24 protein-coding genes and 2 tRNA genes are annotated in these 25,223 nt (G+C 68.7%); 18 read left to right on the forward strand and 8 right to left on the reverse strand.

The window, feature by feature from the left end; genetic code table 11:
* From H0U68_RS23490 to hrcA, 4 genes are all read right to left on the reverse strand, one after another.
* The coding region (locus H0U68_RS23490) for a protein kinase (RefSeq protein ID WP_296359329.1) at nucleotides 1–378 on the reverse strand (378 nt) is incomplete at its 3' end.
* 41 nt (nucleotides 379–419) lie between these two features.
* Nucleotides 420–2,039: a protein kinase gene (locus H0U68_RS23495; protein WP_296359331.1), complete on the reverse strand. Its 1,620-nt coding sequence runs from the start codon at nucleotides 2,037–2,039 to the stop codon at nucleotides 420–422.
* 111 nt (nucleotides 2,040–2,150) lie between these two features.
* A tRNA-Ile gene (locus H0U68_RS23500) sits at nucleotides 2,151–2,227 on the reverse strand.
* 35 nt (nucleotides 2,228–2,262) lie between these two features.
* Nucleotides 2,263–3,267, reverse strand: coding sequence for a heat-inducible transcriptional repressor HrcA (gene hrcA / locus H0U68_RS23505; RefSeq protein ID WP_296359333.1), 1,005 nt, complete (start codon nucleotides 3,265–3,267; stop codon nucleotides 2,263–2,265).
* A 195-nt stretch (nucleotides 3,268–3,462) separates the two neighbouring features.
* Here hrcA and H0U68_RS23510 point away from each other — a divergent pair, with 195 nt between their 5' ends.
* The 4 genes from H0U68_RS23510 to rapZ are packed head-to-tail and all read left to right on the forward strand — an operon-like array spanning nucleotide 3,463 to nucleotide 8,914.
* The gene (locus H0U68_RS23510; protein WP_296359335.1) at nucleotides 3,463–5,373 is read left to right on the forward strand and encodes a hypothetical protein; all 1,911 of its coding nucleotides are present in this window, start codon (nucleotides 3,463–3,465) and stop codon (nucleotides 5,371–5,373) included.
* A gap of 55 nt (nucleotides 5,374–5,428) precedes the next feature.
* Nucleotides 5,429–6,325 carry an NAD kinase gene (locus H0U68_RS23515; protein WP_296359336.1) on the forward strand — a complete coding sequence of 299 codons (897 nt, stop codon included), beginning with the start codon at nucleotides 5,429–5,431 and terminating at the stop codon, nucleotides 6,323–6,325.
* A 7-nt stretch (nucleotides 6,326–6,332) separates the two neighbouring features.
* Nucleotides 6,333–8,003 (forward strand): DNA repair protein RecN, encoded by a 1,671-nt coding sequence (gene recN / locus H0U68_RS23520; protein ID WP_296359338.1) that lies wholly within the window; start codon nucleotides 6,333–6,335, stop codon nucleotides 8,001–8,003.
* Complete coding sequence (gene rapZ / locus H0U68_RS23525) at nucleotides 8,000–8,914, forward strand: RNase adapter RapZ (RefSeq protein ID WP_296359340.1); 915 nt, start codon at nucleotides 8,000–8,002, stop codon at nucleotides 8,912–8,914. The genes recN and rapZ overlap by 4 nt, the downstream gene beginning before the upstream one ends.
* A gap of 7 nt (nucleotides 8,915–8,921) precedes the next feature.
* On the opposite strand, the gene mutY is transcribed toward rapZ, so the two are convergent.
* From mutY to mutM, 3 genes are read right to left on the reverse strand one after another with little or no spacing between them, the layout of a single operon-like run.
* The gene (gene mutY / locus H0U68_RS23530) at nucleotides 8,922–9,974 is read right to left on the reverse strand and encodes an A/G-specific adenine glycosylase (protein WP_296359341.1); all 1,053 of its coding nucleotides are present in this window, start codon (nucleotides 9,972–9,974) and stop codon (nucleotides 8,922–8,924) included.
* 7 nt (nucleotides 9,975–9,981) lie between these two features.
* Nucleotides 9,982–11,946 (reverse strand): dynamin family protein, encoded by a 1,965-nt coding sequence (locus H0U68_RS23535; RefSeq protein ID WP_296359342.1) that lies wholly within the window; start codon nucleotides 11,944–11,946, stop codon nucleotides 9,982–9,984.
* Between the two features lie 52 nt (nucleotides 11,947–11,998).
* Complete coding sequence (gene mutM, locus H0U68_RS23540; RefSeq protein WP_296359344.1) at nucleotides 11,999–12,814, reverse strand: bifunctional DNA-formamidopyrimidine glycosylase/DNA-(apurinic or apyrimidinic site) lyase; 816 nt, start codon at nucleotides 12,812–12,814, stop codon at nucleotides 11,999–12,001.
* A 74-nt stretch (nucleotides 12,815–12,888) separates the two neighbouring features.
* Between mutM and H0U68_RS23545 the strand changes: the two genes are divergently transcribed.
* The 8 genes from H0U68_RS23545 to H0U68_RS23580 all read left to right on the forward strand — a co-directional run bounded on the left by H0U68_RS23545 (nucleotide 12,889) and on the right by H0U68_RS23580 (nucleotide 19,104).
* Nucleotides 12,889–14,616 carry a tetratricopeptide repeat protein gene (locus H0U68_RS23545; RefSeq protein ID WP_296359346.1) on the forward strand — a complete coding sequence of 576 codons (1,728 nt, stop codon included), beginning with the start codon at nucleotides 12,889–12,891 and terminating at the stop codon, nucleotides 14,614–14,616.
* Nucleotides 14,613–15,122 (forward strand): lipoprotein insertase outer membrane protein LolB, encoded by a 510-nt coding sequence (locus H0U68_RS23550; RefSeq protein WP_296359348.1) that lies wholly within the window; start codon nucleotides 14,613–14,615, stop codon nucleotides 15,120–15,122. Before H0U68_RS23545 ends, H0U68_RS23550 begins: the two co-directional genes overlap by 4 nt.
* An 11-nt stretch (nucleotides 15,123–15,133) precedes the next feature.
* Nucleotides 15,134–15,994 (forward strand): 4-(cytidine 5'-diphospho)-2-C-methyl-D-erythritol kinase, encoded by an 861-nt coding sequence (gene ispE / locus H0U68_RS23555; RefSeq protein WP_296359349.1) that lies wholly within the window; start codon nucleotides 15,134–15,136, stop codon nucleotides 15,992–15,994.
* A gap of 18 nt (nucleotides 15,995–16,012) precedes the next feature.
* Nucleotides 16,013–16,089, forward strand: a tRNA-Gln gene (locus H0U68_RS23560).
* Between the two features lie 79 nt (nucleotides 16,090–16,168).
* Nucleotides 16,169–17,152, forward strand: a complete 984-nt coding sequence (locus H0U68_RS23565; protein WP_296359351.1) for a ribose-phosphate pyrophosphokinase — start codon at nucleotides 16,169–16,171, stop codon at nucleotides 17,150–17,152.
* 84 nt (nucleotides 17,153–17,236) lie between these two features.
* Nucleotides 17,237–17,959, forward strand: a complete 723-nt coding sequence (locus tag H0U68_RS23570) for a 50S ribosomal protein L25/general stress protein Ctc (RefSeq protein WP_296359353.1) — start codon at nucleotides 17,237–17,239, stop codon at nucleotides 17,957–17,959.
* 78 nt (nucleotides 17,960–18,037) lie between these two features.
* Nucleotides 18,038–18,646 carry an aminoacyl-tRNA hydrolase gene (pth, locus tag H0U68_RS23575; RefSeq protein WP_296359355.1) on the forward strand — a complete coding sequence of 203 codons (609 nt, stop codon included), beginning with the start codon at nucleotides 18,038–18,040 and terminating at the stop codon, nucleotides 18,644–18,646.
* Nucleotides 18,647–18,672: 26 nt separating this feature from the next.
* Nucleotides 18,673–19,104 (forward strand): hypothetical protein, encoded by a 432-nt coding sequence (locus tag H0U68_RS23580; protein ID WP_296359357.1) that lies wholly within the window; start codon nucleotides 18,673–18,675, stop codon nucleotides 19,102–19,104.
* Here H0U68_RS23580 and H0U68_RS23585 read toward each other — a convergent pair.
* Nucleotides 19,096–19,374 (reverse strand): YfhL family 4Fe-4S dicluster ferredoxin, encoded by a 279-nt coding sequence (locus H0U68_RS23585; protein ID WP_296359359.1) that lies wholly within the window; start codon nucleotides 19,372–19,374, stop codon nucleotides 19,096–19,098. The genes H0U68_RS23580 and H0U68_RS23585 overlap by 9 nt on opposite strands.
* A gap of 45 nt (nucleotides 19,375–19,419) precedes the next feature.
* On the opposite strand from H0U68_RS23585, the gene H0U68_RS23590 reads away from it, so the two are divergent.
* From H0U68_RS23590 to H0U68_RS23615, 6 genes are all read left to right on the forward strand, one after another.
* Nucleotides 19,420–20,370: an ABC transporter permease gene (locus H0U68_RS23590; RefSeq protein WP_296359360.1), complete on the forward strand. Its 951-nt coding sequence runs from the start codon at nucleotides 19,420–19,422 to the stop codon at nucleotides 20,368–20,370.
* 24 nt (nucleotides 20,371–20,394) lie between these two features.
* Entirely contained in the window at nucleotides 20,395–21,288 is an 894-nt protein-coding gene (locus H0U68_RS23595) for an ABC transporter permease (protein WP_296359362.1), read from the forward strand.
* A gap of 88 nt (nucleotides 21,289–21,376) precedes the next feature.
* Nucleotides 21,377–22,426 carry an ABC transporter ATP-binding protein gene (locus H0U68_RS23600; RefSeq protein WP_296359363.1) on the forward strand — a complete coding sequence of 350 codons (1,050 nt, stop codon included), beginning with the start codon at nucleotides 21,377–21,379 and terminating at the stop codon, nucleotides 22,424–22,426.
* Nucleotides 22,423–23,256, forward strand: coding sequence for an ATP-binding cassette domain-containing protein (locus H0U68_RS23605; RefSeq protein WP_296359365.1), 834 nt, complete (start codon nucleotides 22,423–22,425; stop codon nucleotides 23,254–23,256). Before H0U68_RS23600 ends, H0U68_RS23605 begins: the two co-directional genes overlap by 4 nt.
* Nucleotides 23,257–23,351: 95 nt before the next feature.
* A complete protein-coding gene (locus H0U68_RS23610; protein WP_296359366.1) occupies nucleotides 23,352–24,851 on the forward strand; it encodes an ABC transporter substrate-binding protein in 1,500 nt (499 codons plus the stop codon).
* A 12-nt stretch (nucleotides 24,852–24,863) separates the two neighbouring features.
* Nucleotides 24,864–25,223 (forward strand): amidase family protein (locus H0U68_RS23615; RefSeq protein ID WP_296359367.1); only part of this gene is annotated, 360 nt, incomplete at its 3' end.

Below are 25,223 nucleotides of genomic sequence, written 5' to 3' on the forward strand. Positions count from 1 at the left end.
CAGCAGCAGGTTGGCGGGCTTGACGTCGCGGTGCACCCAGCCTGCGGCATGCAGGTGCGCGAGCGCTTCGGCGGCTTGCAGGAACAGTGCGCCCGCGTCGGTGGGATCGGGTGCGCGGCGGGCCAGGTCGCCGCCCGCGCAATGCTCCATCACCAGGAAGGCCTGGCCGCCGTCGTCGCCGTGGTCCTGCACGTCGACCACGTGCGGATGGCGCAGCGAACGCGCGAGCGCGAATTCGGCGCGGAAGTCCTTCGGCCGCCGTGCCGCCTTCAGCGCGAAGCGCGCACCGTCGGCCGAACGCGCCAGATGCACGGTGCTGCCGCGCCCGCGCCCGATCACCGCTTCCAGGACGTAGTCCCCCAGCACCTTGCCGGCCACGCCGGCGCGCCACGGTGATTGTCCTCGCGGACCGAGCCCGATCACTCCAGCGCCTCCAGCGCATCGAGCAGCGCGGTCGCGGAGTCGAAGCGCTCGTCCGGGTTCTTCGCCATCATCCGCTCCAAAATCGGCTGCCACTTGCGCTGCGCGGGCGGCAACTGCGGCACCGGCGCCTGCACGTGCAGCTGCAGCAGCGCCTGCGCGGTGTCCGCGTGATAAGGCTTGCCGCCGGTGAGCATCTCGAAGGCCAGCACGCCCAGGCTGTAGATGTCGCAGCGGCGGTCCACCGGGCGGCCCAGCGCCTGTTCGGGGCTGAGGTAATACGGGGTGCCCACCACCTCGCCCGCGCCGGTGTCGGTCATCAGCATCGACACCTGCTTGGCCACGCCGAAGTCGGCGATGGCGATGGTGCCGTCCTGGCGCAGCATCACGTTATCGGGCTTCAGGTCGCGGTGCACCACGCCGACCTGGTGGATGGCTTCGAGTCCCGCGGCGATCTGCCGCAGGTAATACATGGCGATGCCGGGGTCGAGCGGGCGGCGCATGCGCGCACGCAGGTCGCCCAGCGGGAAATACTCCATCGCGATGAAGGCGTTGCCGGCGGAGAAATCCTGGCGGTGGATGCGCGCCACGTTGGGGTGGTCGATCTGCGCCAGCAGCGCGAACTCCTGCATGAAGCGCTGCAGGCCCATCACCGCGTCGGCTTCCTCGATGCGCAGCACCTTGAGCACCTGCGCGGCGCCGCCGGCGGCGGGCTGGGCGAGGAAGATGGACGCGATGCCGCCCTCGCCGATCTTGCGCAGCAGCCGGTAGCCTTCGATCAGCAGCGGCCCGCCGTACTGCATGTTGGCGGGGTGGTTGACGCCCACGGCATGGGCGGCACTGCGCAGCAGCTGCTGGTTCTTTTGCAGCGAGGTGCGCAGCGCTTCGTAATAGCTGGCCGGCGTGGTGGAGCCTTCGCGCGCTACCAAGCCGGCGATTTCCACCACTTCCAGGAAGGTTTCGTCCGGCAGCCCCAGCGAGCCGCTGCGCCCGGAGGCCACGCGCGGCCCCGCACCCTGGCGGGCAGCGCCCGAGGTAACCACGCTCCAGTGCAGGTCGGCCGCGGTCATTTCCAGCAGGCGCGCGATTTCCACCGCCTCACCCACGGCGTGCACCATGCCCTGGGTCTTGTTCATGCGCGGCGTCACCTCGCCCACGCCCAGGTGCACGCCCACCGCCATGGCCAACGGCGGCAGGCCGGCGCAGTCGGGCCGCGCGGCGATGCGCAGGGCCAGCTGCACCGACTCGTGCACCGTCAGCACCGCCGCGTGCAGGGCGCGGCGCGCGTGGTTGGGCGTGCGGTCCTCGGCCCGGTGGGAGAACACGCACAAGATGGAATCGGGGCGGCGCTGTGCGATCTCGCCGCCCAGCGCGGCGACTGCGGTGGACACGATGCGCCGCACGTCGTTGACGAAATGGGTGAGGTCCGAGCCACCCAGGCGTTGGCACACCGCGGCGAAGTTGTGCAGCCGCGCATACATGAAGGTCGAGATGGTCCCGTCATGTTCCTGGACGCGAACGGCCTCGAACTGGCTTGATGGCCCGAACGAGGACTCGAGCGGCGAAGCCTCGGTCTCAGGAAATTGCGCAACTGCCTCGGAGTAGGACTCGGCAGGCATGCACCCACCTTAGCCAGAAACGGCTGAGGTTACAAGCCGTTTCAACCCGTGTGAAAACGGAATGCAACAGTCCAAAGTATTGCTTCACGGTTGGGCGGCCATTTGGACGGGTGGTAGGGCGTGTTGGACTTGAACCAACGACCAAAGGATTATGAGTCCTCTGCTCTGACCAACTGAGCTAACGCCCCCCAGCGGGCATTGTAGGAGCGCCCACCCGGCACGCTTACTTGTTGTGGCTGAGCGCGTTGCCGACCAGCTTGGCAGTGATGTCCACGATCTGGATCATGCGGTGGTAGGGCATGCGCGTGGGGCCGATCACGCCCAGCGTGCCGACCACCTGGCCGCCGACCTCGTACGGCGCGCTCACCACCGACAGCTCCTCGAACGGCACCATCTGGCTTTCGCCGCCGATGAAGATGCGCACGCCCTCGGCCTGCGACGAAATGTCCAGCAGGCGCATCAGCTGGGTCTTCTGTTCGAACAGCTCGAAGGCGCGCCGCAGGTGCGTCATGTCGCTGGAGAAGTCGCTCACGGCCAGCAGGTTGCGCTCGCCGGAAATCACGACCTCCTCATGCGCCTGGGTCATGGCGTCGCTGCTGGCGTCCACCGCCGTCTGCATCAGCAGCACGATTTCGCCGCGCAGCTGCTCGACCTCGTTCTTCAGGCGCTCGCGCACCTGCTCGATGGTCAATCCGGCGTAGTTGCCGTTGAGGTAGTTGGAGGCCTCGATCAGCTGCGACTGCGTGTAGTCGCCGGGCGTGTGCACCACCCGGTTCTGCACGTCGCCGTCGGGCGAGACCAGGATGACCAGCACCCGCCGCTCCGACAGGCGCAAAAATTCGATGTGGTGGAACACCGAGCTGCGCCGCGGCGCCACCACCACGCCGACGAACTGCGACAGGTTGGACAGCAGCTGGGCCGCTTGGGCGATCACCTTCTGCGGCTGGTCCGGCGGCAGGCTGGGCGCGCCTAGCTCCTCGCGCCGCGCGGTCAGCATGGTGTCCACGAACAGCCGGTAGCCGCGCGCCGTGGGAATGCGCCCGGCGGAGGTGTGGGGGCTGGCCACCAGGCCCAGCTCCTCCAGGTCGGACATCACGTTGCGGATGGTGGCGGGCGACAGCTCCAGCCCGGAGGCGCGCGACAGCGTGCGCGAACCCACGGGCTGCCCGTCGGCGATGTAGCGCTCGATCAGGGCTTTCAGCAGCAACTTGGCGCGGTCGTCGAGCATGGCAATGCGCCCCTCCTGGGGACTGCGGGAATTCTACGGTGGCGCGGGCCGTCCGGCCGCCGCGGCCCTGTGCGCAGCTCGACAATCCTGCTATCTTTCGGCTCAACCCATCCAGCGGAGGAGTTGCGGCCCGCGGCCTGCCGCACCGGCAACAGCACGATGCCAAACCAGGCGAGAGACAAAGCACGGTCACGCATGCAGCCGGCCGGCAACGACACGGGCGACAGCGGCGCCTGGAGCCAGGCCCTGGCCGCCAGCCCGCGCCAGCGCAGGCAGGCAGGACAGCTGCGGCAGCTCTTCGGCGAGCCTGCCCAGCCCTCCAGGGGCGTGGTCCAGGGGCAGTTCCTCACGCCGGCCAACCAGCAAATCGACAGCGAAGCCGACGCGCGCGCGTTTGCCAGGAAGCACGGCCGACATCGCGGTGCGTCCGCCCAGGGGATCCGCGCCTTCCAGGCGGCGCTGGCCGAACTCGCGACCGACGGGCGCACCCACGGCACGCTGAGCGCCGAGTACCTGAACGACCTGCTCGAGCGAGGGCAGATCGGCGAGAAGTATTCCATCAAGCAGGATGGCCGGCGGCTGCACACCACGCTGGACACCGCGGCGAACTTCCCGCCGGAGCGCTCGTCCACCGCGAAGAGGCTGGTCGAGCTGGGCAAGCGCGCCAGGACCAAGACGACGCGCGGGCGCAAGAAAGGCGTCGACGCAAGCGACGGCGAGTCGCAATCGGACGAAGGAGAAATCGAGACCAAGGGCGACTTTTCCTACCGCGACCTGGGCGCGATCCTGGACGATGCCGACCTCAGCCAGTTGACCGAACAGCAGGTGCGCGAGGCAACGCAAACCGCGGTGGCGGACTGGGAGAGCGGTGAGATCAGCTTTTCCGCCGAACTGCCGGTCGACGTGCAGCTGGTGGTCCAGCACATCCTGCACTACCACCGCTTCAACAGCCCCCCGCTCAAGGGCCGCCAGCGCACCAGCACCAAAGCGGAAACCAAGTCCCAGCGCGAAGCGCGCGCCATCCGGGAGCACGAGAACGCCGCGCGCGACCATGAATTCGGCAAGACCGGCCGGCTGCTGGAGATCGACGCGCAAGAGGGGTTCGCAAGCACCATCCCGGAAGATCCCAAAGGGCCGCACGACATGGCCCTGGCCTTTTCCGCGCTGCAGGACGTCAACCGGCCACTGCCGAACAGCACCCTCGAAGGGGCCGCCTACAAGGCGGTGTACCTGTGCGTGAAGAAGATCCTGAAGAAATCCTGGGAGCTGGCGCAAGACGATGACGGCGAGGCCAAAGGGCTCGACCTGGACAAGCGGCAGCGGCAGCTGTTCAACAAGGCATTGACCGGCCTGATGAAAGGCTTCGACGACTCCACGGTGAAGAACAGGAAGGAGGCCGTGGGCTACGTGCGCGACACGATCGGCCTGTCCAGGTTCTCGGACAAGGACGGCTATTCCGACGCGGACTCGTCCTCGTCGGAAGAAGAAGAGCCGCTGCCGCGCGAGATGAGCCGCGCGATCCTGGACGAAACCGGAAACATCGAGGACAACGAGCCCAGGCTCAAGACCTGGGTCGCCACCACCGGGACGCTGTCCAAGCTGTCGCTGCAAAAAGAGCTGATCGACCGCGGCACCCTCACGGGCAAGGCGAAGACCAGGGCCGAGGCCAAGCACAAGCGCCGCCGCGGCAAGCTCGACCGCCATGTCGGACGGGTGTCCAAGGTGCACCTCAAGCACTTCCGCACCACCCAGTCCGAGCTGCGCTACCTGCGGGGCAAGCGCAACTTGCTGGTCGCCAAGCGCGACGAGATCAAGGGGCAGATCTCCGGCGCAACGGCGTCCCGGAAGAAGGTGCTGCAGAAACAGAAGCAAAGGGTGCAGGACCTGATCGACGGGCTCAACGGGTTCTACACGCGAACTTCCGTGAAGCGGCTGGTCGCCTTGTCCAACGAGAGCAGCCAGTGGAAGCGCAAGCGCAACGAGTTCAAGCACCTGGGCCCCAAGACGATGATCAGTTACATCGAGGACGATGCGCAGTCCGAAGACGAGCCCCCGAAGAAAAAGCGCAAGATCGCCCAGAAGGAGACCCGGGCGAACAAGCAATGACACGGGCGCAGCGGTGAAGCGCCTTCGCATCCATCCCGTGCTGTAAATTACAGATATGGATTCCGTCTTCCGCCAGGTCGCGCTGATTGGCAAGTACCACGCCGCGCTGTCGCCCGCGCAGGCGTCGTCCACCCGCGCCGCCATGGAGGACATCGCCCAGTTCCTCGCCTCGCTGGGCTGCGCGGTGGTGCTGGAGCGCGACACGGCGACGCATGCCGGCATCGGCGGCTGGCCTGCCATGGACCTGGCCGGCATCGGCGGCGCCTGCGACCTGGCGCTGGTGGTGGGCGGCGACGGCACCATGCTGGGCGTGGGCCGCCAGCTGGCGCGCGCCGGCGTGCCGCTGGTGGGCATCAACCAGGGCCGGCTGGGCTTCATCACCGACATCGCGCTGGACAAATACCGCACCGTGCTGCCGCCCATGCTGGCCGGCGAGTACGAGGAAGACCAGCGCCCCCTGATGCACGCGCGCGTGGTGCGCGACGGCGTGGTGGTGTTCGACGCGCTGGCCATGAACGACGTGGTGGTCAACCGCGCCGCCACCTCCGGCATGGTGGAGCTGCGGGTGGAGATCGACGGCCACTTCGTGGCCAACCAGCGCGCCGACGGCCTGATCGTGGCGTCGCCCACCGGCTCGACCGCGTACGCGCTGTCGGCGGGCGGGCCGCTGCTGCATCCGTCCAATCCGGGCTGGGTGCTGGTGCCGATCGCGCCGCACATGCTGTCCAACCGGCCGATCGTGCTGCCCGACGCGGCGGAGATCGCCATCGAGCTGGTGTCCGGGCGCGACGCCAGCGCCAATTTCGACATGCAGTCGCTCGCTTCGCTGCTGCAGGGCGACCGCATCACGGTGCGCCGCTCGCACCACAAGGCTCGCTTCCTGCACCCGCGCGGCTGGAGCTACTTCGACACGCTGCGCCAGAAGCTGCACTGGAACGAGGGCGGAGGCTGAACACACAATGGCATTGAAGCGCATCGTGCTGCGCGATTTCGTGATCGTGCGCGAGCTGGAGCTCGACCTGTCCGGCGGCTTCTCGGTGCTCACCGGCGAAACCGGCGCGGGCAAATCCATTCTTGTCGACGCGCTGCAGCTGGCGCTGGGCAGCCGCGCCGAAGCCGGCGTGGTGCGCGAAGGCGCGGCACGCGCCGACATCAGCGCCGAATTCGACCTGGCCCCCGCGCTGCTGCCCTGGCTGGAAGATGCCGGCTTCGAGGCCGGCGACAGCCTGCTGCTGCGCCGCACCATCGACGCCCAGGGCAAGAGCCGCGCCTGGGTCAATGGCGGGCCCGCCACGGCGACGCAGCTGCGCGAGCTGGGCGAGCAGCTGGTGGACATCCACGGCCAGCATGCATGGCAGAGCCTCACACGGCCGCAGGCGGTGCGAGGCCTGCTCGACGGCTATGCCGGCATCACCCTGCAGCCGCTGCAGCAGCGCTGGCAGGCCTGGCGCCTGGCGCAGAAGGCGCTGGACGATGCCCGCAGCGCGCAGGACTCGCTGCAGCGCGAACGCGAGCGCCTGGCCTGGCAGATCGGCGAGGTCGACAAGCTGGCGCCGGGCGCCGGCGAGTGGGACGAGCTGAACGCCGGCCACACGCGCCTGGCCCATGCGCAGGCGCTGCTGGATGCGGCGCAGGACGCGCTGCAGGCTCTGCAGGGCGAGGAGACGGGCGCCACGCGCGGGCTGCACCAGGCCTTGGGCGCACTGCGCGAGCAGGAGCACCTGGAGCCGGAGTTCCAGACACTGGCCGAAGTGCTGGCCTCCAGCGTGGCGCAGGCCGAGGACGCGGCGCATTCGCTGCAGGCCTACCTGCGCAAGACCGAACTCGATCCCGAGCGGTTGGCCGAGCTCGATGCGCGCATGGGCCTGTGGCTGTCGCTGGCGCGGCGCTACAAGCGCCAGCCGTCCGAGCTGCCGGCGCTGCTGGCCTCCTGGAAGGATGAACTCGCCCGCCTGGACGCGGCCGCCGACCTGGCCGCGCTGGAGCAGGCCGAGAAAAAGGAACGCGAGGCCTACCTGGCCGAGGCGAAACAGCTCTCCAAGGCGCGCGCGAAGGCCGCGCCGCAGCTTGCCAAAGCGGTCACGCTGGCGATGCAGGGCCTGGGCATGCAGGGCGGCCGTTTCGAAGCCGTGCTGGAAGCCAGCCCGCAGCCCACGGCTGCCGGCCTGGAAGATGTCGCCTTCCTGGTCGCCGGCCATGCCGGCACCACGCCGCGGCCGATCGGCAAGGTGGCCTCGGGCGGCGAGTTGTCGCGCATCGCGCTGGCCATTGCCGTGACCACCAGCCGCCTTGGCACGGCGCAGACGCTGATCTTCGACGAGGTGGATTCGGGCGTCGGCGGCGCCGTCGCCGAAACCGTGGGCCGCCTCATGAAGCAGCTGGGGCGCGACCGCCAGGTGATGGCCGTCACGCACCTGCCGCAGGTGGCCGCCTGCGCCGACCACCACCTGGTGGTCGCTAAGCGCGCCGATGCGGCCGGCCCTGCCAGCACCGTCACGCCGGTGGAAGGCGAGAAACGCGTGGCCGAAGTGGCACGCATGCTGGGCGGCGAACGCCTGTCCGGCACCACCCTGGCCCACGCGAAGGAAATGCTGGGCGACAAGGCCGCGGACGCGGCGCCACGGCCATGAGCGCACCCTCCTCCAAGGAGCCCAAGGCGGCCAGCATGGAGCTCATCCTTATCACCGGCATGTCCGGTTCAGGCAAATCGGTCGCCCTGCGCGCGCTGGAGGACGCCGGCTATTACTGCGTGGACAACCTGCCGCCCGAGCTGCTGCTGTCCTTCGTGGCGCTGGAGCGGCAGCATGGCGCCATGCGCGTGGCCATCGCCATGGACGTGCGCAGCGCGACTTCGCTGCCGCTGGTACCGGCCGAGCTGCGCGAGCTGCGGCGCCAGGGCGTGGAAGTGCGCCCGCTGTTCCTCGACGCCACCACCGACACGCTGGTGCGGCGCTTTTCCGAAACGCGGCGGCGCCACCCGCTCAGCCACCTTGCGCGCGGCGAGGAAAAGACTGACAAGCACGACCGGCAGCGCGCGCTGGTCGATGCCATCGAGCTGGAACGCGAACTGCTATCCGACCTGCGCGAACAGGCGCACGTGATCGACAGCAGCGTGCTGCGTGCCGCGCAGCTGCAGGCCCAGGTGAAGTCGCTGCTGTCGGCGCCGCTGTCGCAGCTCACGCTGGTGTTCGAATCGTTCGCGTACAAGCGCGGCATTCCGGTGGACGCAGACTATGTGTTCGACGTGCGCATGCTGCCCAACCCGTACTACGAGCCTGCGCTGCGCGACCAGACCGGCATGGACGCGCCGGTCGTCGCCTACCTGGAGAACGAGCCCGAGGTGCAGCAGATGTATGCCGACATCGCGCAGTTCCTGCAGCGCTGGCTGGAGCCGCTGGCGCGCAACCACCGCAGCTACGTGACTGTGGCCATCGGCTGCACCGGCGGCCAGCACCGCTCGGTGTACCTGGTGGAGCGGCTGACGGCGACTCTCGGCGAGCGCTGGACCACGCTCAAGCGGCACCGAGAAATCGTCGGCTGAGACGACTCTAGGCCGACAGCAGCCTGCGCACCGGCGCCGGCAGTCCCAGCTGCGGCCATTGCGCCGGGCTGAACCAGCCGCCCTCCTGGCCGGCACGCCAGTCGCCCGCGGGCAGCGCGGCCTCCACCGGATGCAGGTGCAGGTCCTTGTGCGTGAGCATGTGCACGAACGGTTCGGCATCGCGCAGCCCGCGCCGGGCCTTGGGTGGCAGCGCGTCTTCCAGCGCTTCGCGGCTGTCGAACAGTGGCAGGCAGTACAGCCCTGCCCACACGCCGGGCGTCGGGCGCTTTTGCAGCCACACCGATCCGTCGGCCGTGTGCGCGCGCAGCAGCCACAGCGACTGCGCGCTGCGCTTGAGCTTGCGGCTTTTCACCGGATAAGCCTCGGGCCGCCCTTCGCGCGTGGCGACGCAAACCGTTTGCAGCGGGCAGATCAGGCAGCTCGGATTGCGCGGCAGGCAGACCGTGGCGCCGATGTCCATCAGGCCTTGCGTGTAGCGCGGCATCGCCTCGGCAAGATCATCGCGCGGCAGCAGTTCTTCGGCCTTGGCCCACAAGGCGCGCTCGTTGGCCGCGACCGCAAGGTCGTCGCCGAACCCCAGCGTCCGCGTGAGCACGCGCTTGACGTTGCCGTCCAGGATGGCGACGCGCTCGCCGAAGCAGAACGACGCGATGGCCGCGGCGGTGGAGCGGCCGATGCCGGGCAGCGTCTGCAAGGCTTCGGCGGTGGGCGGGAATGCGCCGCCAAAGCGCGCCACGATCTCCTGCGCGCCGCGGTGCAGGTTGCGCGCGCGGCTGTAGTAGCCCAGGCCACTCCACAGGGCGAGCACGTCGTCGAGGTCCGCTTCGGCCAGCGCGCGCACGTCGGGAAAGCGGGCCAGGAAACGGGGGTAGTAGTCCAGCACCACGCTCACCTGCGTCTGCTGCAACATGATTTCCGAGAGCCACACGCGGTAGGGGCCGCGCGTGTTCTGCCACGGCAGCTGGTTGCGCCCGTGCGTGCGCTGCCAGCGCACCACCAGGCCGGCGACGTCGGCTGTCGAACGCGCGCCCGGACTCACGCGGAATTCAGGCCGTTTTGCGCAGCGAGGCGGCGTTGTCGGCGCTGCTTGGCACCGGGCCTTCGGTCAGGTGCGAGGTGAGCTCGGCCAGCTTGGTGTCCAGGCCGGTCAGCGCACGGTCCTGGCCGTCGAGTTCGTCGATGCGCTCGTCCAGGCCGCTGGCGGCCTGCTGGATGCGCTCGATGGCTTCCAGGCGGCGGCTGAAATTGCGGCGCCGTTCGCGCAGCTGCGCATCCAGCTGCGCGGCGGCGGACTTGTTCCACAGCTCCACCTCGCCCAGCGCCGATTCATACACCACCCGCAGGCGGGTGGCCAGTGCACGCACCAGGCGATCAGCGAACTCCGGCTGCGCCAGGCGCAGCACGTTGCCCATGCCCAGGTACTGGTTGTGGCTGCGCTCCACCATGTCCAGGTCGCGTTCGTAGCGCGCCAGGTCCGGCTCGCGCGGCGCCTGCAGCGAAAAGCCGTATTCGGCATTGAGCTGGCGGAAGGTGCCGGTCAGCATGGACTGGATCTCGCCGGACAGGCTCTGCGCCTTGGCCAGCCCCAGGCGCAGCCGTTCGAAAGTTCGCGCATAGGCCTTGCGCACGCCCAGCTTGATGCCCGGCTGGCGCAGCGCCTGCGTCAGCTCCGCCATCTCGGTGCGCAAGGTGTTGTTGCCCAGCAGCTCGAACACATCGTGCAGCAGCTTCAGGTGCACCGAGCGCACGGCGTGGATCTTCGCGCCGCTGGCGTCGAAGTCGCCCTGCTCCTGTTCGATGCGCCCGCGCATGTGCTTGATGACCGACAGGTTCTTGCCGCGCAGGCCCTTGAGCTCCACCATCTGCTCGCCGATGTCGCGCCGGCGCATGGTGAGGGCACGTCCGGCTTCCGTGCGCAGCTCGGTGATGCCGCCGGCCACCGCCGAACGCAGGATCTTGCGGCGCTGGCCCATCACGTTCTCGCTGAGCGCGCGTTCCAGCACCGGCAGCTGGCTGGCCTGCAGCAGGGCGGCGTCGTCGTTGACCTTGGCGACCAGGCCCTTCTGCGCGGACACGGGAATCACCTGCTCGCGCGCCAGCCCCAGGATTTCCGCAGTGGTGGCGCGCTGCCGCTCGATCTGCGCCTGCACCTGCATCGGCGTGCTGAGCGAATCCCACATGGTGTCGATCTTGTTCAGCACCACGAGGCGCGCATCGGCCTGCGAATTCTCGGCAATCAGATGCTCACGCCAGATGGTCAGGTCCGACTTGGTGACGCCGGTGTCGGCCGCCAGGATGAACACCACCGCGTGCGCCTGGGGGATCAGGTTGACCGTGAGTTCCGGCTCGGCGCCGATGGCGTTCAGGCCCGGCGTGTCCAGGATGACCAGGCCCTGCTTCAACAACGGGTGCGCGATGTTGATCAGCGCATGGCGCCAGCGCGGCACCTCGATCAGGCCGTCCGGACCCGTCGGCGGGTTGTCTTCGGGCAGGTCCTCGTGCCAGAAACCCAGCGCCTTGGCCTGCTCCTGGGTCACGCGGCGCACCTCGGCCACTTTTTCCAGGGCCTGGGCCAGCTGCGCCGGGTCGTTCACGTCCAGGTCGATGCGTGTCCAGTTCTCGGGCGCCGAGCGCCACTCCATCAGCGGCTGCGGATGCAGCCGCGTCTCGATGGGCAGCAGGCGCAGGCAGGGCGGCACGTCGGCGTCGTAGCCCAGCTCGGTCGGGCACATGGTGGTGCGCCCGGCGCTGGCCGGCATGATGCGGCGCTTGTAGCCGGCGAAGAAGATGGCGTTGATCAGCTCGGACTTGCCGCGCGAGAACTCGGCGACGAAGGCCACCATGACCTTGTCCGAGCGCATCTGGCCTTCGAGGCGGCGCAGCCGCTCTTCGACCGCGCTATCGAGCAGGTCGTTGTCCTTGAGCCATTCGGACAGCAGCTTGAGCCGCAGTGCAAATTCGCGTCGCCAGGCGCCATGCTGGTCGAATTGTTCGTTGAAGGAAGTACCCACTGCGCCCTCGAGTGCTACGGTTCACTATAGCACCCTACCCCTTTGAAAACACTCAGGTTTTCTGGCAATGCGGGCAGAAATAGGTGCTGCGCTGGCCCTGGCGGATGGCCTTGATCGGACTGCCGCAGACGCGGCACGGCTCGCCCGCGCGGTCGTACACCATGGCCTCCAGCTGGAAGTAGCCGGACTCGCCGTGGGCGTTGGAAAAATCCCGCAAGGTGCTGCCACCCTTGGCCACCGCGCGCGCCAGCACTTCCCGCACCGCCGCATGCAGCCGCGCGGCGCGCGGGCCGCTGATGCGCGACGCCCGCGTGGTCGGCCGGATGCCGGCCAGGAACAGCGCCTCGGACGCGTAGATGTTGCCCACGCCCACCACCACGTCGCCGGCCAGCAGCACCTGCTTGATCGGCGCGTTGCGGCGCTTGAGCGCCGCGGCGAAGTCACCCGCGTGGAAGCCGCCGTCCAGCGGCTCCACGCCCAGGCCGCCCAGCAGCTTGGCCGCCACCGGATCGGCTTCGCTCTCGGCATAGACCACGGCGCCGAAGCGCCGCGGATCGTTCAGCCGCAGCACGCCGCGCGTGGTGGCCAGGTCGAAATGGTCGTGCGCGCCCGCCTCGGGTTGCGCGGGCGCGAAACTGATGCTGCCCGACATGCCCAGGTGCAGCAGCAGCAATCCCTGGTCGAGGTCGAGCAGCAGGTACTTGCCGCGCCGCCGCACGCCCAGGACTTCGCGGCCGGCCAGGGTGGACGGCTCGCGGCCGAGCGGCCAGCGCAGCGGCTTGCCCAGGCGCACCGACTCGATGCGCGCGCCGGCGATGCGGTCGGCGAAACTGAGGCGCGTGACTTCGACTTCGGGGAGTTCGGGCATGGGTGTCCGGCATCTTCGCCCGCCTACGTAAAGGGCGCAGCTCGTGGCAAAAGCCTTCGATTATTATGGGCCGCATGAAATTGTCGACCCGCCTGGCGCTGGCTGCGCTGTTGGTTCCGGCCCTGCTTGCGACCGCGCAGGCGCAGCAGGAAGACACGCCGCCGCCGCCCAGCGCGCTGGATGCGTCGCTGTTCTACCAGCTGCTGCTGGGCGAGCTGAACGCGCAGGGCAACGACCCGGGCACCGGCTTCAGCCTGATCCTGGATGCAGCGCGCAAGACCAACGACGCGGCGCTCTACCAGCGCGCCGTGGAAATCGCCTTCCAGGCGCGCTCGGGCGAATCCGGCCTGCAGGCGGCGCGTGCGTGGAAGCAGGCCTACCCGAAGTCGCGCGAAGCCAACCGCTATGTGCTGCAGATCCTGCTGGTGCTCAACCGCGTGGACGACACGTTGGAGCCGCTGAAGACCGAGATCGCGCTGGCCGAACCGGGCGAACGCGGCGCGGCAATCGGCGCCATTCCGCGCGCCTATGCACGCGCCGCCGACAAGAAGGCCGCCGCCACGCTGGTGGAGCAGGCATTTGCCGAGCAATTGGCCGACCGCACCTATGGAGCCGCCGCCTGGACCGCCGTGGGCCGCATGCGCCTGTTGGCCGAGGACGGCGCGGGCGCGCTGGAAGCCGCCCGGCGCGGCCATGCGCTCTCGCCGCAGGCCGAAGGGCCGGTGCTGCTGGCGCTGGAGCTGATGGACGCCAAGCAGCCGCAGGCCGAGGCGCTGGTGCGCCAGTACCTGGCGCAGGGCAAGCCGCTGCCCGAGCTGCGCATGGGCTATGCGCGTGCGCTGCTGGATGCGCAGCGCTACCCCGAAGCGCTGGAGCAGCTGCAGGTGGTGACCACCGAGCGGCCCGACTTTCCCGAGGCCTGGCTGGTGCAGGGCACGCTGTTCGTGCAGGACAACCAGCTGCCCAAGGCCGAGGCCGCGCTCAAGCGCTACGTGGAGCTGGCGCAGCAGCAGCGCAGCGGCGAGGAACGCAGCCGCGGGCTGGCGCAGGCCTACCTGTCGCTCTCGCAGATCGCCGAGAAGCGCAAGGACTATCCGCTGGCCGGCGCCTGGCTGGACAAGATCGAGAACTCGCAGGACCTGCTGGCCGCGCAGAGCCGCCGCGCTTCGCTGCTGGCGCGCCAGGGCAAGCTGGAAGACGCGCGCAAGCTGATCCAGTCGCTGCCCGAGCGCAACCCCGGCGATGCGCGCGCGAAGCTGATGGCCGAAGTGAGCCTGCTGCGGGATTTCAAGCAGTACAAGCCTGCCTACGAGCTGCTGGGCGCGGCGGCGAAGAAGGACCCCGCCGATCCGGACCTGCTCTATGACCAAGCCATGATGGCCGAGAAGCTCAACGATCTGCCCGACATGGAGCGGCTGCTGCGCCAGCTGATCGCCGCCAAGCCCGACTACCACCACGCGTACAACGCGCTGGGCTACTCCCTGGCGGAGCGCAGCATGCGCCTGCCCGAGGCCAAGCAGCTGATCCAGAAGGCGCTGGAGTTCGCGCCGAATGATCCCTTCATCAGCGACAGCCTGGCCTGGGTGGAATTCCGCATGGGCAACAAGACGGAAGCCGTGCGCATCCTGGAGACGGCGTACAAGAGCCGGCCCGACGCCGAGATCGCCGCGCACCTGGGCGAGGTGCTGTGGAGCATGGGCCAGCGCGACCGCGCACAGACCATCTGGCGCGAGGGCATGCTGATGAACAACGAAAGCGAAACCCTGCAGGAGACGCTCAAGCGGCTGAAGGTCCGCCCGTGAGCCTGCGCCGGCGATGCATCGACTGGACGGTGGCGCTGGCGGCATTGGCGCTGGTGCAGGGTTGCGCCACGCCGCGGGCCCCCACGGCAGCGACCGGAGAATTCCAGCCGGGGCAGGCGGTGAACGGCCGGCTCGCGTTGCAAGTCGAGGGCCAGGCAAGCCAGTCATTCTCCGCAAGCTTCGAGCTGCGCGGCACGGCGCAGTCGGGCGAGCTCGAACTCTTCTCCCCGCTGGGCTCGACGCTTGCCAGGCTCAGCTGGAATGCTGAAGGCGCGGTGCTGAACAACGGCGGGCAGGGCCGCCAGTTCACGTCGCTCGAAGCGCTGGCAGCCGCCGCGACCGGCACGCCCATTCCGATCGCCGCGTTGTTCGACTGGCTGGCCGGCACCGACACCGCCGTGCCCGGCTGGCAGGTGAACCTGACGCAGCTGCCGCAGGGACGCATCCATGCGCGCCGGCTGGATCCGCAGCCGGTCGCCGACCTGCGCGTCGCCTTCGAGCGCTGACCCGCGCCGCCATGCGAGCGCTCCACGACGTTCCGGCGCCGGCCAAGCTCAACCTGTTCCTGCACGTGCTCGGGCGCCGCGCCGACGGCTTGCACCTGCTGCAGTCGGCTTTCATGCTGATCGACTGGTACGACACGCTGCACTTCGAGCACCGCGCCGACGGACATCTCAGCCGCGAAGACCTCACCGTGGCATTGCCGGACGACGACCTGGTGCTGCGGGCCGCGCGTGCCTTGCAGGCAGCCACCGGCACGCCGGCAGGCGCGCACATCGGCGTGCACAAGCGCATTCCCGCGCAAGCCGGAATGGGCGGCGGCTCGTCGGACGCCGCCACCACGCTGCTGGCACTGAACCGCCTGTGGCAGCTCGGGCTCACACTGGGCGAACTGGAACGCATCGGCCTGGCGCTGGGTGCCGACGTGCCGTTCTTCCTGCGCGGACGCAACGCCTGGGTTGAAGGCGTGGGCGAGCGGATCACGCCGCTGGACCTGCCGTTCGCGCGCTTCGCCGTGGTCAAGCCGGCACACGGACTGGACACAGGAAGAATCTTTGGCGATCCGCTTCTCAAGCGGAACAGCGACCCTGCTATAATTTCAGGCTTTGCTGCAAACCCGTACCGTTTCGGTACCAACGATCTGCAGCCGGTGGCCGAGCGGCTTTGTCCTGGGGTGATTCAGGCGCTGCAATGGCTGGCCTCGCAAGACTTGCGGGGCCGCATGACCGGTTCGGGCAGCGCGGTGTTCGTACCGCTGCCCGGTGAGCTCAGGCTCAGGCAGGCGCCGGCCGAATGGCAGGTGCGGGAGTGCAGCAATATGGAGGCCCATCCTCTGGCTGGATGGGCTCCCAGCGACGATTCATCGGTGGGCGGCTGAAAGGCCGTCAACCTGTGTAGGGGAGTCGCCAAGTTGGTCAAGGCACCGGATTTTGATTCCGGCATGCGAGGGTTCGAGTCCTTCCTCCCCTGCCAAATACGCCAAGCGGCACGCAAGCGCGTGCCGCGGCGCACATAGATGCACGTTTCTGAAAGTCCGCTGGGTCCGCACGCAATGCAGCAGGTCGCTTCCAACACCCCCGATTTCATGGTGTTCACCGGCAACGCCAACTCGGCGCTGGCCGAAGAGATCGCAACCCACCTGGGCATCTCCATCGGCGCGGCCGACGTTGGTCGCTTCTCCGACGGCGAAGTCACGGTGGAGATCAAGCAGAACGTGCGCGCGCGCGACGTCTTCGTGGTGCAGTCCACCTGCGCGCCGACCAACGAGAACCTGATGGAATTGCTGATCATGGTCGACGCGCTCAAGCGCGCCTCGGCCGAACGCATCAGCGCCGTCATCCCCTATTACGGCTATGCCCGCCAGGACCGCCGCCCGCGCTCGTCGCGCGTGCCGATCTCGGCCAAGGTGGTGGCCAACCTGCTGCAGACGGTGGGCGTGGCGCGCGTGCTGACCATGGACCTGCACGCCGACCAGATCCAGGGCTTCTTCGACATCCCGGTGGACAACATCTACGCGTCGCCGGTGCTACTGGGCGACCTGCGCCAGAAGAAATACGAAGACCTGATCGTGGTCTCGCCCGACGTCGGCGGCGTGGTGCGCGCACGCGCGCTGGCCAAGCAGCTGGGCACCGACCTGGCCATCATCGACAAGCGCAGGCCCCGGGCCAACGTGAGCGAGGTGATGCACGTGATCGGCGAGATCGACGGGCGCAACTGCGTGGTCATGGACGACATGATCGACACCGCCGGCACCCTGGTGAAGGCCGCCGAGGTGCTCAAGGAGCGCGGCGCGAAGAACGTCTACGCCTATTGCACGCACCCGATCTTCTCGGGACCGGCCATCGACCGCATCGCCAAGGGCTCGGCCCTGGACGAGGTCGTCGTGACCAACACCATTCCGCTGTCGGCCGCCGCGCGCGGTTGCGGCAAGATCCGCCAGCTCACCGTGGCGCCGCTGATCGCCGAAACGATCCAGCGCATCGCCAAGGGCGAGTCGGTGATGAGTCTTTTCTCGGACCAGGTCAACCTGTTCTGAGCACCCGCGGGGCTTCGTTTAGAAGCTCCTTTTGAAGCGAAAGCCACACTGGTCGCGGTGGGCTTTCTGATTTTGGAGAACGTTATGAAATTCGTCGCTTTCGAGCGCGCCAAGCAGGGAACGGGTGCGAGCCGCCGTCTGCGCACGTCCGGCAAGACGCCGGGCATCGTCTACGGTGGCGAAGGCCAGCCGCAACTGATTGAGCTCGATCACAACGCGCTGTGGCACGCCCTGAAAAAGGAAGCCTTCCATTCCTCCATCCTGGAGATGGAACTGGGCGGCAAGGAAGGCAAAGTGCTGCTGCGCGACGTGCATTACCACCCGTACAAGCCGCAGATCGTGCACGTGGACTTCCAGCGCGTGGACGCCAACACGCGCCTGCACATGAAGGTGCCGATGCACTATAAGAACGAGGAAGAGTCCCAGGCCGTCAAGCTGGAACACTGCCTGGTCAACCACGTCATCAGCGAGCTGGACATCTCCTGCCTGCCGGCCGACCTGCCGGAATTCATCGAGGTGGACCTGTCGGACCTGAAGAAGGGCCAGTCGCTGCACCTGAACGACATCACGCTGCCCAAGGGCGTGAAGGCCGTGACGCACGGCAAGCCGAACCCGGTGCTGGTGTCGGTGGTGACCACCGCGGCCGAAGAGTCCGCAAACGCCGAAGCCGCCGCCGCGCCGGCCGCCGATGCTGCTGCTGCCAAGCCGGCCGGCAAGGCAGCCGCCAAGGCGCCCGCAAAGGACGCCAAGGCCGCTCCGGCGAAGGATGCCAAAGCCGCTCCGGCCAAGGCGCCCGCCAAGAAGTAAGGACGCGCGCGGCATCCGTGCCGCGTACGCAACGACGGCCCGCTTCGGCGGGCCGTTTTTGTTTTCTAATCCAGCTCCATGATCAAGTTGTTTGTCGGCCTGGGCAATCCCGGTCCGCAGTACGAGGCGACGCGCCACAACGCCGGCTTCTGGTGGGTCGACGCGCTGGCGCGCGAACTGAAGGTGTCGCTCGCACCCGAGAAGGGCTTCCACGGCCTGGTGGCGCGCGCCAACGTGCAGGGCCGCACGGTGTGGCTGCTGGAGCCGCAGACCTTCATGAACCTGTCGGGCCGCGCGGTGGCCGCGCTGGCGCGCTTCTACAAGATCGCGCCTGAGGAAATCCTGGTCGCGCACGACGAGCTGGACGTGGTGCCGGGCCAGGCCAAGCTGAAGTTCGGCGGCAGCCACGCCGGCCACAACGGGCTGCGCGACATCCATGCGCAGCTGGGCACCGGCGACTACTGGCGGCTGCGCCTGGGCATCGGCCATCCGGGCGTGAAGTCCGAGGTGGTCGACTGGGTGCTGCAAAAGCCCGCACCCGAGCAGCGCACCGGCCTCGAGGAGTGCGTGGCGCGCACGCTGAAGGCCGTGCCGGCCATGCTGGACGGCGACATGGAAAAGGCCACGCTGGTGGTGCACACCCACAAGGCCCCGCGGCCCAAGCCGCCGCGTCCGGTGGACAGCTGATTTCACACAAAAGGAGGAGAGGACAGATGAACCACAGAACCACCACCCTCGCCGTGCTGCTGCTCGCGGCGCTCGGCGCCGGCACCGCATCGGCGCAGACCGTCTACCGCTGCGGCAACAGCTACAGCCAGAAGCCCTGCCCCGGCGGCGCCGCGGTGGACGCCGCCGATCCGCGCAGCGCGGCGCAGGCCGCCGACACCACGGCCGCCGCGCAGCGCAACGCCCGGGCGGCCGAAACGCTGGAAAAGGAGCGGCTCGCGCAGGAAAAGCGGGCCGCGCCGCCGGTGATCGTGCCGCGCCCGCAGGCGACGGCAGGATCGCCGCAAGCCGATCCACCGAACATCATCAAGGGCAAGAAGCCCAAGCACGGCAGGTCCAAGCACGCCACGGCGCCGACGCACAAGGACCACGGCGCCGGAGACGCGAAGAAGCACTCCGCCAAAAAGAAATCAGGTTGAGCCCGGGGGCACCGCATCGGGCGCCCGCGCCGTCAGGCGGCGGTATTTCTGCAGCAGCGTCTCGCGGCTCTCGGAGAATTCCGGGTTCAGCGGGATGCAGGCCACGGGGCACACTTGCACGCACTGCGGCTCGTCGAAATGGCCGACGCACTCGGTGCACTTGTGCGGATCGATCTGGTAGATCTCCGGACCAAGGAAGATGGCCTGGTTGGGGCATTCCGGCTCACAGACGTCGCAATTGATGCACTCGTCGGTGATCATCAGAGCCATGGCCGGAATCCTGCGCTTTTCACTTCTGGCATTATCCGCCGGGCGATGGGTCTTTTCTTTCTCAAACGCTTCATCACCCTGGTCGCCACGCTGGTAGGCACCTCCGTCGTGGTTTTCCTGGTGCTGGAGATCCTTCCCGGCAACGCCGCCCAGATCCTGATGGGCCCGGACGCCTCGCCCGACGCCGTGGCCGCCATGGCCACCAAGCTGGGCCTGGACCGGCCCGCCCTGCTGCGCTACTGGGACTGGGTCGGCGGCATGCTGCACGGCGACCTGGGCCTGAGCTACGCCTACAGCACGCCGGTCGGCGAGCTGGTGCTCGAGCGGCTCGCCCTCACCGTGCCGCTGGCCGTGATGGCCATGGCGCTGACGACCGTGCTGGCGCTGGCCGCCGGCGTCTACGCCGCGGCGCGCCACAACAAGGCCGGCGACGTCGGCATCATGGGCCTCACGCAGATCGGCATCGCCATCCCGAATTTCTGGTTCGCCATCCTGCTGATCATGCTGTTCTCGGTGCACCTGAAGTGGTTCGCCGCCGGCGGCTTTCCGGGCTGGGAAGACGGCTGGTGGCCCGCCCTCCAGGCGCTGCTGCTGCCGGCGCTGTCCCTGGCCGTGGTGCAGTCGGCCATCCTCGCGCGCATCACGCGCTCGGCGGTGCTGGAGGTGCTGCGCGAGGACTTCGTGCGCACCGCGCGCGCCAAGGGCGTGTCGCGCACCGGCACGCTGTGGGGTCACGTGCTGCGCAACGCCATGATCCCGGTCATCACCATCATGGGCCTGCAATTCGCCGAGCTGCTGGCCGGCACCATCGTGGTGGAGAGCGTGTTCTACCTGCCGGGGCTGGGGCGGCTGATCTTCCAGTCGATCTCCAACCGCGACATCATCGTGGTGCGCAACTGCGTGATGCTGCTGGCCGCCATGGTGGTTGTCGTCAATTTCGTGGTGGACCTGCTGTATGCGGCGATCGATCCGCGCGTGAAGGCAAGCGACATATGAGGCCATTTCCATGAGGCCACGTTCATGAGCGGCCCCGATCTCACCGCCACCCTGCCGGTGCCCGTCGCGCCGCCGGCGCGCGGCGCCGGCTTCTGGAAGCGCGCGGCGCGCCATCCCAGCTTCGTGCTCGGTGCCGTGCTGACCCTGCTGCTGGCGCTCGCGGCCCTCGTCTCGCTGGTGTGGACGCCGCACAACCCGTACGACGTGGACATGGCGTCCAAGCTGCTGCGCCCGGGAGGCAGGTTCTGGCTGGGCACCGACCCGTACGGGCGCGACGTGGCCTCGCTGCTGCTGGTGGGCGCGCGCGCGTCCATCGCGGTGGGCGTGATCGCGGTGAGCATCGGCCTGCTGGCCGGCGCTGGCTTCGGGCTGCTGGCGTCGGCCCGGCGCGGCTGGGTGGAGGAGCTGGTGATGCGCGTGGCCGATTTCGGCCTGGCATTCCCGGCGATCCTGTCGGCCATCATGTTGACCGCCGTGTTCGGCCCCGGCATGGTCAACGCCATCATCGCCATCGGCATCTACAACATCCCGATCTTCGCGCGCATCACGCGCGCCTCGGCCAACGCGGTGTGGAGCCGCGAGTTCGTCCTGGCGGCGCGCGCCTGCGGCAGGGGCACGTTCAGCATCACCATCGAGCACGTGCTGCCCAACATCGGCTCGGTGCTGATCGTGCAGGCCACCATCCGCTTCGCCATCGCCATCCTGGCCGAGGCCGCGCTGTCGTACCTGGGCCTGGGCACGCAGCCGCCGCAGCCCTCGTGGGGCCGCATGCTGAGCGAGGCACAGACCATGCTGCTGCAGGCGCCGCTGCTCGCGGTGTTCCCCGGCCTTGCGATTGCATTTGCAGTGCTGGGCCTGAACCTGCTGGGCGACGGCCTGCGCGACCTGTTCGATCCGCGCCTGGCGAGGAAACGATGAGCCCCCACGCTCCGCACTGCGTGCTGTCGCTGCCCCCCGAGGGGGTGCAAGCCTCCCTTGGGGCGGCCCGGCGGGAGGCTTGGCGATGATGGACAACGCCAGCCCCCTGCTCGAAGTCCACGACCTCTCGGTGCTGCTGCAGACCCACCGGGGCCCCGCCTACGCGGTGCGCAACGTGAGCTTCACGCTGGAGCGCGGCGAGGCGCTGGGGCTGATCGGCGAGTCCGGCTGCGGCAAGTCCATCACCGTCATGGCGCTGTTGGGCCTGCTGCCGGACAACGCCAAGGTCACCGGCAGCATCCGCTTCGAGGGCGAGGAACTGGTGGGCCGCGGCGAACGCGCCATGTGCGCCATCCGCGGCAACCGCATCGGCATGATCTTCCAGGAGCCGATGACAGCGCTGAACCCGGTGCACCCGATCGGCCGGCAGGTGGCCGAGCCGCTGCGGCTGCACCGCGGCATGGGCTCGGCGGACGCGCGCAAGGAGGCGATCCGCCTGCTCGACCGCGTCGGCATTCCGGATGCGGCGCGCCGCATCGACGCCTATCCGCACCAGTTCTCGGGCGGCCAGCGCCAGCGCATCACCATCGCGATGGCGCTGGCCTGCGGGCCGCAGCTGCTGATCGCCGACGAGCCGACCACCGCACTGGACGTCACCGTGCAGCGCCAGATCCTGGAGCTGATCCGCGAACTGGTGGCCGAGCGCGGCATGGCCCTTCTGCTGATCTCGCACGACCTGGGCGTGATCGCGCAGAACGTGGCGCGCATGCTGGTGATGTACGGCGGCAGCGTGGTGGAAAGCGGGCCGACCGGCGCCGTGTTCGCGCACCGCATGCACCCCTACTCGCTCGGCCTGTTCGCCGCGCGGCCCGGCCTGCGCACGGCCAAGGGCACGCGCCTGGCCACCATCGCCGGCAGCGTGCCGGAATTGGTGGACCTGCCGCCCGGCTGCCCCTTCGCCGGGCGCTGCCGCTTCACTGTTTCCGAGTGCCACGTGACCGTGCCGCCGCCGTACGAGGTGGAGCCGGGCCACCGGGTGCGCTGCATCCGGCTGGACGCGGTGGCGGCGGAGGCCGCGCAGAAGGACGCCCTCACCCCAGCCCTCTCCCAGGGGGAGAGGGAGGAACAGCCACGATGACCGCACCGCTGCTGCAGGTCGACAACCTGGTGCGCGAGTACACGCTGCCGCGCGAGAAGCTGCTGCGCGCGCCCGGCAAAGTGCATGCGCTCAACGGCGTGAGCTTCACCATCCAGGCCGGGCGCAGCCTGGGCATCGTGGGCGAATCCGGATCCGGCAAGTCCACCCTGGCGCGCCTGGTGATGGCGCTGGACAAGCCCACCTCGGGGCAGGTGCGCATGCTGGGCCGCGACCTGCACGCGCTGCCTGCCGAGGAACTGCGCCAGGCGCGGCGCGATTTCCAGATGGTGTTCCAGGACCCTTACGGTTCCCTGGACCCGCGCCAGACGGTGGAACGCATCGTGACCGAGCCGCTGGCGGCGCAGGGCCCCGTGCCGCGCGAGGCGCGCCGCGAGAGCGCCCGCGCGGTGCTGGAATCGGTTGGCCTGCGCGCCGCCGACCTGGGCAAGTACCCGCACGAGTTCTCCGGCGGTCAGCGCCAGCGCATCGCCATCGCGCGCGCGCTGGTCACGCGCCCGCGCCTGATCGTGGCCGACGAACCGGTCAGCGCGCTCGACGTGTCGGTGCAGGCCCAGGTGCTCAACCTGCTGCAGGACCTCCAGACCGAATTCGGCATCACCTACATGCTGATCAGCCACGACCTGGCGGTGGTGCAGCACCTGTGCGACGACGTGGCCGTGCTCTGGCAGGGCCGCATCGTCGAGCAGGGTCCGCCGGAGCAGCTGTTCACGAACGCGCAGCACCCGTACACGCGCACACTGCTTGAAGCTGTTCCGCAAGCCGAGCCCCCCATGGCCGCGTCCGCTGTCGCCGGGGTGCCCGCCGAATAAGCAAATCCCTCTTGCCTTCAGCGCGAACTCTCGGGGATGATGGTTGTTCAGCTGAAAACTGTCTCTCTTCTCTCTTCCCTTCGGAGCACCACAAGATGATCAAGCGTCGCAGCATGCTCACGCACTCGGCTTCCCTTGCCGCCCTGGCCACCCTTCCCGCCGCCGGCGCCTTCGCGCAGGGCCGCAAGGACGCGCTGGTGATCGCCATGGCGCTGGAGCCCAGCCCGGGGTTGGACCCGACTGCCGGCGCCGCGTCCTCCATTGCCGAGGTGTCGCTCTACAACATCTACGAGACGCTGACCAAGATCAACAGCGACGGCAGCGTCACGCCGCTGCTGGCCGAGAGCTGGGAGGTGTCGCCCGATTTGAAGAGCTACACCTTCAAGCTGCGCAAAGGTGTCAAGTTCCACAACGGCGAGCCGTTCAACGCCCAGGCGGTGAAGTTCTCCTTCGACCGCGCCGGCGGCGAGAAGAGCACCAACAAGGACAAGCGCACCTTCGCCAACATCACCACGCAGGCGGTGGACGAGCACACGGTGGTGATCCTGAACAAGGAACTCGACCCCGACTTCCTGTTCCTGATGGGCCAGGCCACGGCCATCATCGTGGAGCCCAAGAGCGCCGAGGGCAACAACACCAAACCGACCGGCACCGGCCCGTACAAGCTGGAGAACTGGGTCAAGGGCTCGTCCATCGTGCTCTCCAAGTGGGACGGCTACCGCAACGCCGCCAACGTGAAGCTCAAGCGCGTGAGCTTCCGCTTCATCCCCGACGTGGCGGCGCAGGTGGCCGCCGTGCTGGCCGGCGACGTGGACGTGTTCCCGCGCGTCACGCCGCGTGCCGTGCCGCAGCTGCAGGGCAACCCGAAATTCCAGGTGCTGGTGTCCGGTTCGCGCGCCAAGACCATCCTGGCCCTCAACAACGCCAGGAAACCGTTCGACGACGTGCGCGTGCGTCGCGCCATCACCGCCGCCATCGACCGCAAGGCAGTGATCCAGGGCGCGGGCGAAGGCTATGGCGTGCCCATCGGCAGCTACTACGTGCCGGGCGCCTTCGGCTACGTGGACGCCACCGGCGTCAATCCCTACAACCCCGAGCGCGCCAAGGCGCTGCTGAAGGAAGCCGGCATCACCGGGCCGCTGGAGGTGACCATCACGCTGCCGCCGCCACCCTATGCCCGCCAGGGTGGCGAGGTCATCGCCTCGCAGCTGGCCAAGGTCGGCATCAATGCCAAGCTGCAGAACGTGGAATGGGCGCAATGGCTGTCCAACGTGTACGGCGGCCCGAAGAACTACGACATGACGATCATTTCCCACGTCGAGCCGTTCGACCTGGGCAACTTCTCCAAGCCCGATTACTACTGGGGCTACCACTCGGCGAAGTTCGACGAGCTGTACACCAAGTACAAGAACTCGCCCCGTGCGCAGGACCGCGCCAAGCTGCTGGCCGACATCCAGCGGCTGCTGGCCGACGACGCCGTGCACGCCTACCTGTACCAGCCGCAATGGGTGACCATCGCCAACAAGGGCGTGCGCGGCCTGTGGAAGGACATGCCGGTCTTCGTGAACGACCTGTCGTCGATCTCCTGGGCCTGAGCGGAGCCGACCATGCCCGACGCCCTGCATGAACTGAGCGCGACGGCGCTGGTGGACGGCTACCGCCAGCGCACCATCTCGCCGGTGGAAGTCACCCGCGCGGTGCTGGGCCACATCGAGCGCTGGGAACACCACCTGCAGGCGCTCTACCTGCCGCGGCCCGAGCAGGCGATGGAGCAGGCGCGCGCCAGCGAGGCGCGCTGGCTGCGCGGCGCGGCGCTGGGCCCGCTTGACGGCGTGCCCATCACCATCAAGGAAAACATCGCCACCCAGGGCGACCCGGTGCCCGTGGGCACCGCCGCCACCGCGCTGGTGCCGGCCGCCGCCGATGCACCGCCGGCCGCGCGCATGCGCGAATCCGGCGCGGTGCTG

The organism is Ramlibacter sp. (assembly GCF_013697775.1).
Taxonomy (GTDB): Bacteria; Pseudomonadota; Gammaproteobacteria; order Burkholderiales; family Burkholderiaceae_C; genus Ramlibacter.